Here is a 13919-nt window from a genome sequence, read left to right on the forward strand (position 1 = left end):
TTTGGAAAACGATACGCAGCCTCCGGGCGAATGGGTGGAAATCACCGCCAGCCCGGAGGATGCCGGTGGCCGCGCCGATAAGGCGCTAGCCCGTGCCTTGCCCGATTGGAGCCGACAGAGGCTCAAAGTCCTGTTCGATGAGCGCAAGGTTTCGCTCAATGACTCGCCGACGGCGGGCAAGGTAAAGGTGGCCGAGGGCGATGTGCTCAAGGTTTTCCTGCCGGAGCCGCCGTCGACCAAGGTCACGCCGATTGAATATCCGCTGGAAGTGCTGTTTGAGGACGAGCACCTGGTGGCGATCAATAAGCCGGCGGGTATCGTGACCCACCCCGGTGCTGCGGTGGAGCCACCGACGCTCTGCCACGCGCTGCTCCACCACACTGGCGGTAAGCTGGCGCAAGCTGGCGGCGAGGACCGCCCTGGCGTGGTCCACCGGCTCGACAAGCCGACCACGGGCGTCATCGTTTTTGCCAAAACCGACGAGGCCTACTATAACCTGGTTAAGGCCTTCGCCGAGCGGGCGACCAAGAAGGAGTATTTTGCCATTGTCGCGGGCTCACCACAGCTGGAGGCGGGGAGTATACTGGAGCCGGTTGAGCGCGATCCTTTTTACCGCACGCGCATGGCCGTGCGTGAGGATGGCAGGCCCGCGCACACGGATTGGCAGGTCGTCGAGCGGCTGAGCCACCACCATTGCCTCGTGCATTGCCGGATTCACACCGGGCGCACGCATCAGATCCGCGTGCACATGGGCCACCTGGGAATGCCTTTGTTAGGTGATAAAATCTACGGCTATCAGCCCAGGGCAGGGGAGCGTAAGGCGACGGACATTTATCTGCACGCCGCGCGGCTCGAGCTCCCGCACCCCGAGACGGGAGAGAGCCTGGTCATCGAGGCGGAAAGACCGGCGGCCTTTGAGTCGCAGCTCGAAGCATTGCGCCAAGCTTAATGTAGGCTTAATGCCTTATTCAGATTAAACGATTGTGTGAATTATTTACACTAATTAGACCGCTTTGCATCGATTTTATTGTTGAAATGCCCTCAAAATTGAGGGTAGTGTAGTGTCCTGATTAGGTTACAATACCGTTAAGAATCGACACCCCAACCTAAGGCCTAACACTTAGATTTCCTTGGTTCCCCAGTTAATCTCAATTCCCCCTCTCATGTCTTACATTCGCCGCCGCAATTCCGTTCATATCAATATCAATGGTCATCGCATTCGCAAAGACGTCTTCTGGCGTTGGTTATGTGGTAGCGCGGCGATTTTCATGCTAGTAGTACTTGGTATCGCCTGGACTTTCTATCAGAAGGATCAGGTGGTGCATCAAGCGGCTTCTCAACTAATGGAATACCTGTTTGGGCGTTAGTTTCTTCCCAACCCTCCCCTCCAGAAGGCCGCGATTCACTTAGAGTCGCGGCCTTCTACTTTTTCAATATTCACCGAGAAGCGGAGGTGATTTTAAACGCGGGTTATTCCACCAGCTCCCATTTGGGTGCCTGTAAGTCGCCGCTGAATCGGAGGGTCGCATTGGGGATGGCATCGAATCGTTCATTGATCGGGCTTTGGATGGTTTTCCCATCGGTGATGTCTCCGGTCAGCTTTAGCTCTACGGCGCGTTCGGGTACACGGATACTGATTTTGCTTCCGGGTTGCAGGACCGGTGTCGAAAGACTGCGGGGCGTGTTTTCGAGCAGAAAGTCCAACTTTAAACGCGCGGCATAGCTGGCCCGATTGTCGATGATGAGCCAACCGATGTTTAGATTACCCGCGTCCACTCTTTCCGTGGCGGCGTAAGACGGGGTGATGTGGAGGCAGTTGAAGACTTCGTGTCGCTCAAGGGGGGAGTAGTCGTGGTGAAGGATTTGCCAATCGGAGCCATCGTAGCGGAGCACGGGAGCCGCCGCGTTTTCGCCCGGGCCGGTGCGGTAGCGGAACACAAAAAGCTTGGCCTGCGAGTCGATGTATTTGATCGCGGTGGCGTTGTTGCGGGTGTTGCCAATGTCGATCGTGTGGGTGTCGGCAAAGGCCTTAAATGGGGTCATGCCCAGGGACTCGGTTTTGCCCTCCTGAACTGCGATCACGTTAAAGCGTGCACCATCGGGAATCGGCTGGCCGTCTTCACGCTGGATGATCCAGTAAACGCCGTTGTAGCTTGTGCTGAGCGCTCCCATGGGCGGTGTTTCGGAATCCTGAGTCGTGACAAACAGCCGGGCGGTGGGGTTGAAATCGCTCGCCGGGTGGGAAACCATGATGCCTCCCCGCGTGCGATTCTTCGACGAAGCGGTCACGCGGAAGGCATGCTTGGAGGCCGGGTCGACCGCGAGGACGTTGAACTTTGCGCCGAGCGTCATGGGGGCACCGTCCTCATTGATAACCTGCCAGCGATCGGAAACGGTATCGTAGCGCGCGCGCAGATGGTGGGGGTTCAACTCGCCGAGATTACCGGTAATCAGGAGTAAATGCTGTGGGCGGTCGTTGGTCGTAGCGTGGTCCAGTGTGGTGGCGTTCGCAGTGGTGTTTTCAGCCGTTGCCGTGTGGGTAAATGCTTCCAGGGCAGCATTTAACGGAATGCTGAGGGCGCACAGTATGGCAGTTAGGCCAATCGTGAAGAGTTGACTGAAACAGGGAGGGGACATTGAGGAAAGTGAGGCTGAAACAAGATTGCTTCGAGCGGTAAAAGCAATTTGATGAATCGCATGCTAATAAAACCTCTCTCCGCCTCAATACTTTACGTCACCGCAGCCACTGCGCTCATGGCGCAGGACGGCCAACCCGCGAACGACTACGCATCGGCCGCTCCCAGTGAACCGCTCAAGGTCAACACCGAAGCCTGGGACAGCTTCATCAGCTTCAACGGTGAGCGTATTATGGGCGATCCCGCTGATCACCAATATGTCCCGAGTGTGACGTATTATACCTCCTACGCCTCAGTGGGTAAGCGCATCGCGCGCGACACGATTGTGCCCAGCTTCTCCACCAGCGGCCCACTGTTCGGCGGTGATGGTTATGGCACCTTCTCCGGCGTATTACCTTTCGATAGCCAATACGCGAAGCAATTCAATGGCGTCGGCGGCTGGAAATACCACCTGATGGAGAATATCGACATTGATGTCGGCGGCGGTTTTGGCCTCTACGATAAAAATAGCTTCGGTGAAGGTCAGCCCAACGGTTTTGGTTCTTGGTATCGCAGTAAGTTATACCTCGGATTCATTGGTGACTTCATGCTGCAACCAGCGGCTTATTTCGTTTACGACACCCAACTGGAGCAGGTTCAGGGCGTGTTTGGCGTTTCCGAAAAGTGGAATTTAGCCGAGAATTGGGATCTCTTTGCCGAGGCCCGCGCCGGTTACCTGAACGCGAATTCTTACTTCGGCGATAGCGGACCGCCTGCTGGTGGCAAATGGCAGAATGGTTATGCCTATGTGTTGACCTCACTGGAGATCAACTGGACGCCATTCAAGAATGCAAAGGTCGGCCTCGGCGTTAGCTACACCGCGAACAATGACGGCACCACTGGTTTCGCGAATATCGATATGGGCCCCGAAGACACTGTATACGGCAAGTTTAGCCTGAGCTACGCTTTCTAGTTTAGGGCGCATTCGTCCAAACTTTCGCAAGTTTTAAAAAAAACAACCGCTGGCAGGAACGCCAGCGGTTGTTTCGTTCTAAAGTTTGTTGCGAGGCCGTTAGGCGGTAGCTGACTTGGTCGCTGTAGCGGATTTCCGGCGGCGCCACACGAAGAAGGCCAGGGCGGCGAATCCACCAACGGCAATGTAAGTCGTGGGCTCTGGGATGACATTCAGCACAATGGTATCGCCGCTATCCAGCGTCCAAGTGTAGCTGGTGCCACGGGTCATGCCAAGGCTGGCCGGGCTGAAGTCCACGCCGGTGAAGGTGGCGGTAAAGGATATGGGGTCATTGCTGGAATAGCCTTCGGGAACCCAGAAACCATTGTTACGCAAGCCGAAGTTGTCACCGGTGGGCGTGCCAGTGGTGACCGCCGTGCCGCCGGTGCCAAATGCGCCGGGCGCGCTGGGACCTGCCAATGAGTAGCGGTCAACATTGGGGCTGCCGGGTGCCTGACCCAAGCTTTGAAATTGCGCAGCGTTTGGTCTGACTCGGAGCGTCCCGGTGGAGACTGTGTCAACGTATACAGCGCCCGTCATATCGAGCGAGCCATTACCTTCAAAGACGACGTTGCCGCCATCCTCGTAGGCCTTGATGATCACGATACCCTGAGAAATATGTGCTGTCAGGAGGCAGCTAAGTAGTAGAATTGAGCTTTTCACCCTACTAACATGTGCAGTTTGCAGCCTAATGTCAATGAGGATTAATATTCCATTAATCATACATTTAGTAATTGATTAGGATTAGGTATTAATGCTCTTTTTAAAGTAGATTGTAAGATGTATGGATGGATTTGGAGATTATGAGAAACGGATTCAGACAATAGAATATGCCGGCATTGGAGTCTGACCTATAGCAGCGACTACACTGGCAAAAAGACGATAGGGCAGTTCAAGTATTTGCCTAATCGGTTATTGGACCCCGTATCGTGCCGTGGGTAATAAAAACCGCCGACCCAGTTTGGATCGGCGGTTCATCTTTGATTACTACGAAGAATTTTGCGGTTTTAGGCCACCGTTACCTCTTTACACAGGTAGACGTCCTGAATCGCGTTCAGCAGTTTTACGCCTTCGGCCATGGGGCGCTGGAAGGCCTTGCGTCCCGAAATGAGGCCCGCGCCGCCCGCGCGTTTGTTAACCACGGCGGTCTTCACGGCATCGCCAAAGTCATTTGAGCCAGATGCACCACCGGAGTTGATCAGTGGCTGGCGGCCCATGTAGCAATTGGCGATTTGATAGCGGGTCAGGTCGATCGGGTGGTCAGTGGTCAGCTCGGTATAGATGCGCTCGTCGAGCTTACCGTAGCTGCTGTTGCCGGTATTGAGCGCCTTGTAGCCGCCATTGTTTTCCGGGAGCTTCTGCTTGATAATGTCCGCCTCGATCGTGACGCCCAGGTGGTTGGCCTGTCCGGTCAGGTCGGCTGAGACGTGGTAGTCGACCCCATCCTTTTTAAAGGCTGGGTTGCGCAGGTAGCACCAGAGGATGGTGGCCATACCGAGCTCGTGCGCGCGGTGGAAGGCTTCGGAGACTTCGATGATCTGGCGGTTGGACTCCTCGGAGCCGAAGTAAATCGTGGCACCCACGGCGACCGCGCCCATGTCGAAGGCTTGGTCGACCGTGCCGAACATAATCTGGTCGGCCTGGTTTGGGTAGGAGAGCAGCTGGTTGTGGTTGATTTTGACGATAAAGGGAATCTTGTGGGCGTATTTACGCGCCACTGAGCCGAGCACGCCATAGGTGGAGGCGACGGCGTTGCAACCGCCTTCGATGGCCAGCTTGACGATGTTTTCGCTGTCGAAGTAGTCCGGGTTTTTGGCAAATGAAGCGCCGCCGCTGTGCTCGATGCCCTGATCGACGGGCAGAATGCTCAGGTAGCCCGTGCCCGCCAAACGACCGGTGTGCAGGAGCCAGTTGAGGTTGTTCAGCACGCGCTGATTGCGGTCGGAGGAGGCGAAAATACGGTCAACAAAATCGCCACCGGGCAGGTGAAGGCGGTCCTTGGAGATCGTTTTGCATTCGTGGTTGAGCAGCGAGTCGGCGTCGTCGCCTAGGTATTCTTGGATCTGGTCGATCATGGTAGGTGCGGTTGGTGGTTTGCGAAATGAGGGTAATCTCACCACTATTTAATACGGGCCGCGCCGGTCGCACAAGAAAGGAATCGGGGCAGGGGAGGCAAATGGCGTGTTTTCTGGTGACGATTGGGTGGCGATTAGCGGCGGCATTGCTGAATAAGGCTCCGCTAATATAACAATGTTAGGACCTTATTGGTATTGATTCCCCCTTGGCACGCTTTACGCTGCCCAGCTTCTTTCAGCAAAAACCTAAACCAAAAGCACTCATGCCAGTTGCAACACCGAAGCAGTACGAAGCGATGATCGACGCCGCCCAGAAAGGCAATTACGCCTACCCGGCCGTCAATGTTACTTCGATCACGACCATCAACGCGGCGCTCAAGGCCTTTGCCGACGCCAAGTCCGACGGCATCATCCAGGTTTCCACCGGCGGCGGCCAGTTCGCGTCCGGTCTGAGCGTAGCAGACGCCGCCTTTGGCGCGATCATCCTCGCCGAAGCCACCCACCGCCTTGCCGAGAAGTATGACGTGCTCGTTGGCCTGCACACCGACCACTGCCACCCGGAAAAGGTTGATAGCTTCCTGAAGCCGCTGCTTGAAGCCTCCCGCCAGCGCAAGGCAGAGGGCAAGGGCCCGCTGTTTAACTCCCACATGTTCGACGGTTCCGTCGTATCGTTGGCTGAGAACCTGGAAATCTCCAAGAAGCTCCTCAAGGAATGCGCCGAGCTGGACATCATCCTCGAAGTTGAAGCCGGCTGCGTCGGTGGCGAAGAAGACGGCCACGACACCTCTGGTCTGCCCGCTGACAAGCTCTACACGACCCCTGAAGACATGGTGGAAGTTTACGAGGCGCTCAACCCGATTGGCCGCTTCATTTTCGCCGCGACCTTTGGCAACGTCCACGGCGCTTACAAGCCCGGTGCCGTTAAGCTGAAGCCGACCATCCTCCGTGATGGCCAGAAGGCAGTCGTCGAAAAGCATGGTGAAGGCGCATTCATGGACCTCGTTTTCCATGGCGGTTCCGGCTCCGACCTCAGCGACATCCGCGAGACGCTCGAATACGGCGTGATCAAGATGAACATCGACACCGACACGCAGTATGCCTTCACCCGCCCGATTGTGAACCACATCTGCACCAACATCGAAGGCGTGCTCAAGATCGACGGCGAAGTGGGCAACAAGAAGACCTACGACCCGCGCAGCTACCTGAAAAAGGCGGAAAAGAGCATGGCCGAGCGCATGCAGCAGTGCTGCGACGACCTCTGCTCCACCGGCAAGACCATCTTCGGCACCGTCTAATCAGGCTGCCAGATTTTCCCCAAGCCGGGTCCGTTCGCGGGCTCGGCTTTTGTTTTGGCTGCTATTTGAGGTGTGGGTTTCTGGGGAGGTCTTTTAAGACCCACTCTGTCTTTGATAAGTATTCTCGGGTTTGAGCATCAGGACTTTGCTTGAATATTATCGCCATTAGCATGCTCGTAGTTCCATACCCAGCAGCGACTTTTTCATCGGCATCTTTTATCCGCTCTTTCATTTCGCGGAATAATTCAGAGGAGTCGTCCTTTGGTTCAGATCCCAGGATAGGATCGTAATAATCATTGAGTCCCTTAAAGGCTACAGCAGGTAAGTTTAGGCCGAGGGCAATTTTTTCAATCTCACGAGATGAAATAGTGAAGATATAATTGCCTACTTCTTCGTAACTAGCCTCATCACCAAAGTTATAACGTTGCGAAAGTGGGATTTCCTTTTCTGGCAGATTAAGGCGTGCGCGAATCCATTTGATGAAATCTTTCATGAGTCCCTTCGGACCCCTGGGGTGATATTTGGAGCCATCAATCATGTAGTCTCGAGGTTCCACTAAGATGACTGCTCTACGGGCCACTCGAAGCATCTCATAAAGAGCAATCGTCGGGCGGGGAAAGTGGTGATAGCTTTCCTTGCAGTATGCTACATCGAATGATTCATCTTCGAATGATAAATTTTCGGCATTTTCACATGAATATTCCTCAATGAGACCTTCTGCCTTAGCTTTAATTAGCAGTGAATCTGCAATGTCAGTGGGAAGCACGCTATTGATTCCGCGTTTCTTAATGTTGACTGAATCCAAGCCCAATCTGCCATCGCCGACAGTGACCCAAGTCCAATCTGGATGATGGCTAAATGCATTTACTAGCTCATATTTTCGTTCGTAGCGCCAGTGGTCAGCTGTGTCTGTTCTTAGCCAGCCATCGAGATTTTCCGATGCACTTTGATTGTAGTGATTGCCATGTTTGTCATACGATTTTTTCAATACCGACATGGAATAACAGATTAATGATACGTTTAGTGGAAGTCACTAACATTTGGTGATGGATCAATCGGGGTTCGCGGTTACAATAGCGTTTGCAATGTCTGCGCTATCCGCCATTTGCTAAATACCGTGATCAAGACCATCCAGCCACGCTTACTCTCTTTTGACATTGAATGGACGCCCGATCCGATGGCGGCTGAGGCGCTTTACGGCGTGGAGTATAACCCGCCCTACAGTATTCCTGACGCCTACCGCCGTATGTGGAAAGAGGCGGGGGCTACGGAGGAGTATCCGCGGCCGTGGGTGAAGACCATGCTTTGTCGCATCGTCACCATTGCCGGTATTTTTCGCGAGGTGGACAAAGACGGCAAAGTCTCGCTCAAGCTGGTGTCGCTGCCGAGCGATCCGTTCGACCCCGAGAAGTGCAAGGAGCGCGTGCTGCTGGAGGCGTTCATTAAAGGCATTGGCCGGAGCAAGCCGCAGTTGGTCGGCTTCAACTCGGGCAACGCCGACGTGCCGATCTTGGCGCAGCGCGCTGTGGTCAACGGACTGCCAGGCTTTGGCTTTGGAGAGCGCCCAGATAAGCCCTGGGAGGGGGCCGACTATTTTTCCACCGCCAGTGATTACCACGTAGACCTGCAATTCGCGCTCGCTCGCGGCCAGAATACGCCACGACTGCACGAGGCAGCGACGATCTGCGGTATTCCGGGCAAGGTGGATGTCTCCGGGGACAACGTCTGGGCGCTAATCGAGCTGGGCAAGGTCAAGCAGGTCGTCGACTACAATGAGTTCGACGCCTTCACGACGCATTTGCTCTGGGCGCGCATGGCCCACTTTAGCGGTTTATTGAACACTCAGGAATACGAGGCGGAACAACGGCTAATCCGCGAGCTGCTCGAAAGCGAAATCGCCGCCGGTCGCGACCACCTACAGCGCTACATCGCCGAGTGGGACCGCCTGCAGGCAATTACTGCGAAGTATTGAAGAGTCGCGGGGCGTCGCTTTGTGGCGCGCCGTGGAGGCGCGCGAAACGTCTGTTGGAATCACTCTCCAAATAGATTAACAAGCTGCCATCGGGGCGTAGTTGGTAGGTTAGGCGGTCCAGCGGGGCTGGTGTCCAAGTGTTGAGATCAGAGGATTCACTAAGCCAGAACTCGAGCGCGAAAGTGCCGTCGAACTGCGTCGTCTGCGGCTCCATGAAGCCGCGGATTTCAATTAATTCGCTGATGGGGGTGAGTCCGAGCTCGGGCGCATACTGGTTAACCAGAGCCAGTAAGTCGCTATTATCCTCGTTGGGATCGAGATATTTCGACAGCGCGATTTCGTGGTCGTCACGGATTTTATCGCTGTCGGAGTCGGGGTCGTCGATTTTGGTGCCGTAGATGATCAGCTCTTCGTAGTTGGTGAGGGTGTCGCCGTCGAAGTCGCGCGTATCTGGTGCGAAGATCGCCTGCACTGTTTCAGCTCCTTCAGGTTGGAAGGTGTATGGGTTGGCTTTTCCGGCAAATTTTCCCACCCAGTCCACGAACACATAGCCGAGGTTTGGCGTTGCCTGAATGGTAGCAAGCTCGCCGTCATCATACTCTCCAGCACCAGAGATTGATCCGTGCTCATGGAGTCCAACGTCGACCGAATTGGGTAACTCGAATGCCTGGAAGAACACGGCCTGATACGCTAGATTGGGCTCGTTGACTCTCACTGAAATGGTGGGTGATGCGGAATGAGTGACTCCATTTTTGCGCCAATATAGGAATGAAAAGCCGGTCTGAGGAATCGCCGTCAGGCTAAGGTTGCTATTATATTCCACTGGGTTCGGAAGGGTGCGCGCGTAGCTTCCACCGGGCGTGGCGCTGACATCTACATCGGCACCAAAGACCGGAGTTGAGACGATATTAGCGGTAACTTGAATGTGGGTGCTTGATGGCTCGCCGGCCAGTGATCCCGTCCAGCGGACAAATTTCCAACCGCTGGAGGGGGTTGCGGTGATCTGAACAGTATCATTCTCCAAATAGGTCGATTTATTCGGAGATTTAATCGCGGAGCCTACGGATCCGTTGCCTAAAGAAATGGTGTAGGCGGGCACAATTTCGAGCTGTACAGGTTCGGCATCTAGATAGTTGGCAAAATCCTGGGTGTAGGTGCGTGCCCGAATCAATGCGCTTGAATTGAGTGAAAACTGAGTGGCGTAGACGTTTTTAGTGGGATTGGGGGAGGTGCCATCGAGCGTATAGAAAATCAAGCCATTGGGGATGGTCGTTGACATGGATATCGTGGCGGGCGCTGCGGAGCGGTATGTGGTTAACCCATTTACGCGGATAACTGGCGCACCTATACCCGTCACCGTAAAGAAACGCCGGGCACTGGTATCTCCAATGAATACCTCAATTTCGTACTGACCAGCATCGGCGCTGCTGAAAGAAGGGTCGATGTATTCAAGCGTATTGGCACCTTCGATAATTTCACCTTCGTGCCTCCAGATGGCTCGATCATATTGCTCCGCCAGTGCGTAGAGGCGAAAGCTTTCTCCTATCTCAACTTCCAGATGAGAGAAGGGGGTGTCAACGACGACAGGTCCGCTATTCGAAATGACGGCGGCATGCGACACGCCGAGATCCATATCGATAATCGGCAATTGAAAACTGGGTGTATCCGAGAGCGTCAGATTGTTCCAGACGACCACTTGATTATCCTCTTGGGCATACATGGATGAAAATAAATTGGCGGCAATTTTTACAGCGGATGTGCTCGGTGGGATATTCAGGGAGCCGTTTACATCGTTACCCCAACTGCGGATTTCACCATTTCCCAGAAGGGCGATGGTATGTGATAAACCGGCGGCCAGGTCCACCACGTCGGTCAAATTGGCGGGGACATTTGTTTGGCCGTAGGTGTTGATGCCCCAAGCGACCACTTGACCTTCCGAAGTTAAGCCAACGACGAAGCCAAGGCCTGCGGTTACACGTCGATATTTTAGGGCTTGATGGTCGCTAGTCGGTGCTGGGTAATCGGGGCCCCAGCCGACAAGGGTTCCGTCTTCTTTGAGTGCCATGGCATAATTGACACCCGCGAATATCTGGCGATAGCCAGTATCGGTGGGTGTACTGCTAATGACGCTCCCATTAGTGCCCCATGCATGGATGCGCCCTTGGGTATCTAGTGCCAAGCGGAAATTTACCCCGGCCTCCACCGCAACAATATCGCTGAGAAAGTCCGTATTTTCGATCGTGCCGTTTGCGCTAAATGAAGCGACTTGCCCGTTGATACCAAGGACTACGAATTGTCCGTTTTCCGTAGCAACATCCACCGCACTGGCGTGATATCCGGCGGGGATTGCAGGCCAAATGGTTACTTGGCCAGATGGTGGGAAATCTGCATCGTCGTTCGGGTTGGTCCCACGATAAATTTCGATTGCGTCGGTGAAGCCGTCGTCGTCGGAGTCTGCAGCGTGCAAGTTGGACAACGCTGTTAGGGCGCAGAGGCAGAGGGTGGAAAATTTGAATAAAGTCTTTAGCACCAGATCAAATTAGATTGTCCGGTGCGCTCGTAAAGAGATTGATTGTTACGTTTTAGGGGCAATTGACATATTTGACGTGGGCTAGTTATCCACGCTTTTCCTTAAGCAGGTTGGCCAGCTCATTCATGACACTAGTTGGGCCGACGTAGGTATCGCCCTCGTAGCTGTGCTTGATGACTTTGCCGTTGCGGTCGACGAGGACCAGGCAAGGAATACCGCGTGCGCTAAATTGTGTGAGTTCCTTGGAGCGCTTCTTTTTGTCAAATTCGAGGGCGGGCCAGGGCATGGAATACTCCGTCATGTAGTTTTCCATGCTTTCTTCGTCGCGATCACTGCTGACGAAGATGATCTCGAAATTGTCGTCGGCTGAGTCATTATAGAAGTCGACGAGCTTTGGGGTAAATTTCTTGCAGGGCGGGCACCAGTGGGCGGAGTAATAAATCGCGTAGTAAGGCTTGGGCTGAAATTCGTCCGGAGCATGACGGCCAACGCGGTTACCCGTAGCGATAACGAGGTCTTTGGAAATAGCTTCTTCAAACGCGGTTAAGGTCATTGCGGGTTCGCTGCTGGTGGTGGGGGATGCGCTCGGGTCGACTCCACCATTGGCTTCGATTTTGGCGATATAGGCCTGATCTTCCTGGCTCAAGCGGCTGAGTGGGACCTGGTAGCGCATGCCGTCGCCCTTGGTGAAAACGACCATTTTTACGCCGTCGCGCTCGTAGGACTCGACATAGTCTGCGGACATTTCGCGGCCGTCCTGGTCTTTCCAAAGGCGTGCTTCGGTGAGGCTGGCGAGCAGGGCTAGCACGGAGAGGATTGGGATAAATCGTTTCATGGCGTTGCGGAGAGCTTAAGGTGAATGTGATAACATTTAACTGCGTTGGCAACGAATTTCTGTTTGTGGCAGGATCAGAATTTACAGGCGGCAGACATGCGTAGATGATGCAGCCATATGAGCCGTGCCGCAGCCTTTGAAGATGCCTTGCAGAGCTTTTTAGCGACGCTGCAATTAGAGCGCGGTTTGGCGGATCATACCCTGATGGGGTATGAGGGCGATTTACGGCAGTTTATCGCGTTTCTGGTTGCGCAAAATGTCGCGGATTGGCAGGCGGTTCAAGGTGAGCACCTGTCGGATTGGATTGGCTCTCTGAGTGACGAGGAATACGCCGTGTCCAGCCTTGCGCGTAAGCTGACCGCCGTCCGCGGCTTGGCGAAGCACCTGGTTAGCGAGCGCTGGCGGCAGGATGTGTTTTCCGAGCTGGTGCGTGGTCCGCGGTTGAGCCGCAAGTTGCCCGGTGCGCTGTCGCCAGATGAGGTCGACCGCCTGCTCCGCGCTCCTGATGAAACGACGCCCCAGGGCCTGCGCGATCGCGCGATGCTGGAGCTGATGTATTCCAGCGGGCTACGTGTCAGCGAGCTGTGTAACGTCTCGCTACAGGCGATTGATCTGGAGTCCGGCTTGCTCCGGGTGACAGGTAAGGGCTCGAAGGAACGGGTGGTGCCACTGGGTAAACCGGCAATTGAGGCGCTGGAGCGTTACCTGGAGGTTGCCCGCCCAAAGCTCGTGAAACCACGGACCGGCAGCGAACTTTTCCTGAGCCAGTGGGGCAGGGCGCTTTCGCGGAAAACGTTTTGGGTGATGATTAAAAAGACCGCACTGTTGGCCGGTATTGAAAAGCCGGTAAAGCCCCACCTGCTGCGGCATTCATTTGCCACGCACTTGCTGGAGGGCGGGGCTGATTTACGCGCGATTCAAGAAATGCTGGGACATGCGGATATCGCAACGACCCAGATTTACACTTTCGTTCGCGGTCAATCGCTGACCGCCGCGCATGACAAGCACCACCCGCGCAACCAGACCTGATCATTCGCTAGCCAGAGCTTCCGCGCGTCGGCCGACTTTCTTCATCAGGTGGTAGATCTGGAGGCGCTCATCTTTCGACAATTCGCCGAAAATCTCTTCCAGCGCTCCAGCGTGTTTTTCATAGGCATTGGCAATGTGCGCTCTGCCCTCGGGCGTCAGGTGGACCTCGACTACGCGGCGATCTTTGGGAGAGGGGCGACGCTCGACGTAGCCCTTTTTCTCCGCCCGGTCGACCGCGGCGGTAATCGAGCCGCTGGTCAGCATGACCCGTCGGCCAATGGTATTCACGGGCTGCGGGCCTTTATGCAAAAGCACTTCCAGCACGGCAAAGTCACTCAGGCCATCGAAGCCTTGCTCCTTGATGCTCTGCCGGTCTCGTTGCTCGATGGCGCGGTAGGCCTTCCAGCAAACCAACCACAAGTGCGGGGCTGAGGTATCCGGAGCGTCTGACATAGTGTTAACTAACGCCAGAAATCTCTAGATATCAAGATGAATGAGTACCATTTCGGTGACAGAATTTCGCTTGACGCCGGCGTGCATAGTCGAGATTTTCTCC

13 protein-coding genes are annotated in these 13919 nt (G+C 54.8%); 6 read left to right on the forward strand and 7 right to left on the reverse strand.

Translation table 11 applies throughout. From position 1 onward, the window contains the following. Position 1: 1 nt before the first annotated feature. Positions 2-949 (forward strand): RluA family pseudouridine synthase, encoded by a 948-nt coding sequence (locus O3S85_RS00260; protein ID WP_269536952.1) that lies wholly within the window; start codon positions 2-4, stop codon positions 947-949. Positions 950-1163: 214 nt separating this feature from the next. Then, a complete protein-coding gene (locus O3S85_RS00265; RefSeq protein WP_269536954.1) occupies positions 1164-1367 on the forward strand; it encodes a hypothetical protein in 204 nt (67 codons plus the stop codon). 103 nt (positions 1368-1470) lie between these two features. On the opposite strand, the gene O3S85_RS00270 is transcribed toward O3S85_RS00265, so the two are convergent. Further along, complete coding sequence (locus O3S85_RS00270) at positions 1471-2637, reverse strand: DUF7452 domain-containing protein (protein WP_269536956.1); 1167 nt, start codon at positions 2635-2637, stop codon at positions 1471-1473. A gap of 60 nt (positions 2638-2697) precedes the next feature. Here O3S85_RS00270 and O3S85_RS00275 point away from each other — a divergent pair, with 60 nt between their 5' ends. Next, the gene (locus O3S85_RS00275; RefSeq protein WP_269536958.1) at positions 2698-3588 is read left to right on the forward strand and encodes a hypothetical protein; all 891 of its coding nucleotides are present in this window, start codon (positions 2698-2700) and stop codon (positions 3586-3588) included. Positions 3589-3687: 99 nt separating this feature from the next. Here O3S85_RS00275 and O3S85_RS00280 read toward each other — a convergent pair whose 3' ends face one another. Both O3S85_RS00280 and O3S85_RS00285 read right to left on the reverse strand, forming a co-directional pair. Next, a complete protein-coding gene (locus O3S85_RS00280) occupies positions 3688-4290 on the reverse strand; it encodes a PEP-CTERM sorting domain-containing protein (RefSeq protein WP_269536960.1) in 603 nt (200 codons plus the stop codon). Between the two features lie 344 nt (positions 4291-4634). Beyond that, complete coding sequence (locus tag O3S85_RS00285) at positions 4635-5702, reverse strand: class I fructose-bisphosphate aldolase (RefSeq protein WP_269536962.1); 1068 nt, start codon at positions 5700-5702, stop codon at positions 4635-4637. 263 nt (positions 5703-5965) lie between these two features. Here O3S85_RS00285 and fbaA point away from each other — a divergent pair, with 263 nt between their 5' ends. Continuing rightward, entirely contained in the window at positions 5966-6997 is a 1032-nt protein-coding gene (gene fbaA, locus O3S85_RS00290; RefSeq protein WP_269536963.1) for a class II fructose-bisphosphate aldolase, read from the forward strand. A gap of 61 nt (positions 6998-7058) precedes the next feature. Here the strand turns inward: fbaA and O3S85_RS00295 are convergent, their stop codons facing one another. Beyond that, positions 7059-7994 (reverse strand): class I SAM-dependent methyltransferase, encoded by a 936-nt coding sequence (locus O3S85_RS00295; RefSeq protein ID WP_269536964.1) that lies wholly within the window; start codon positions 7992-7994, stop codon positions 7059-7061. Positions 7995-8114: 120 nt separating this feature from the next. Between O3S85_RS00295 and O3S85_RS00300 the strand changes: the two genes are divergently transcribed. After that, complete coding sequence (locus tag O3S85_RS00300; protein WP_269536965.1) at positions 8115-8969, forward strand: hypothetical protein; 855 nt, start codon at positions 8115-8117, stop codon at positions 8967-8969. Here O3S85_RS00300 and O3S85_RS00305 read toward each other — a convergent pair. Further along, complete coding sequence (locus O3S85_RS00305) at positions 8953-11436, reverse strand: InlB B-repeat-containing protein (RefSeq protein ID WP_269536966.1); 2484 nt, start codon at positions 11434-11436, stop codon at positions 8953-8955. The genes O3S85_RS00300 and O3S85_RS00305 overlap by 17 nt on opposite strands. Before the next feature lie 148 nt (positions 11437-11584). Continuing rightward, positions 11585-12334: a thioredoxin-like domain-containing protein gene (locus O3S85_RS00310; protein WP_269536967.1), complete on the reverse strand. Its 750-nt coding sequence runs from the start codon at positions 12332-12334 to the stop codon at positions 11585-11587. Between the two features lie 117 nt (positions 12335-12451). Between O3S85_RS00310 and xerD the strand changes: the two genes are divergently transcribed. Continuing rightward, positions 12452-13363, forward strand: coding sequence for a site-specific tyrosine recombinase XerD (gene xerD, locus O3S85_RS00315; protein WP_269536968.1), 912 nt, complete (start codon positions 12452-12454; stop codon positions 13361-13363). Here xerD and O3S85_RS00320 read toward each other — a convergent pair whose 3' ends face one another. Beyond that, positions 13364-13816: a MarR family winged helix-turn-helix transcriptional regulator gene (locus O3S85_RS00320; protein ID WP_269536969.1), complete on the reverse strand. Its 453-nt coding sequence runs from the start codon at positions 13814-13816 to the stop codon at positions 13364-13366. Positions 13817-13919 lie beyond the last annotated feature (103 nt).

This window comes from Cerasicoccus sp. TK19100 (assembly GCF_027257155.1).
In the GTDB taxonomy this organism is placed as follows: domain Bacteria; phylum Verrucomicrobiota; class Verrucomicrobiia; order Opitutales; family Cerasicoccaceae; genus Cerasicoccus; species Cerasicoccus fimbriatus.

What these genes read in the sequence shown, in the direction of transcription:
- O3S85_RS00295 (WP_269536964.1), bottom strand. Translation starts at nt 7,994, where the DNA reads ATGTCGGTATTGAAAAAATCGTATGACAAACATGGCAATCACTACAAT.
- O3S85_RS00270 (WP_269536956.1), bottom strand. Translation starts at nt 2,637, where the DNA reads ATGTCCCCTCCCTGTTTCAGTCAACTCTTCACGATTGGCCTAACTGCC.
- O3S85_RS00275 (WP_269536958.1), top strand. Translation starts at nt 2,698, where the DNA reads ATGCTAATAAAACCTCTCTCCGCCTCAATACTTTACGTCACCGCAGCC.
- O3S85_RS00265 (WP_269536954.1), top strand. Translation starts at nt 1,164, where the DNA reads ATGTCTTACATTCGCCGCCGCAATTCCGTTCATATCAATATCAATGGT.
- O3S85_RS00285 (WP_269536962.1), bottom strand. Translation starts at nt 5,702, where the DNA reads ATGATCGACCAGATCCAAGAATACCTAGGCGACGACGCCGACTCGCTG.
- xerD (WP_269536968.1), top strand. Translation starts at nt 12,452, where the DNA reads ATGAGCCGTGCCGCAGCCTTTGAAGATGCCTTGCAGAGCTTTTTAGCG.
- O3S85_RS00310 (WP_269536967.1), bottom strand. Translation starts at nt 12,334, where the DNA reads ATGAAACGATTTATCCCAATCCTCTCCGTGCTAGCCCTGCTCGCCAGC.
- fbaA (WP_269536963.1), top strand. Translation starts at nt 5,966, where the DNA reads ATGCCAGTTGCAACACCGAAGCAGTACGAAGCGATGATCGACGCCGCC.
- O3S85_RS00320 (WP_269536969.1), bottom strand. Translation starts at nt 13,816, where the DNA reads ATGTCAGACGCTCCGGATACCTCAGCCCCGCACTTGTGGTTGGTTTGC.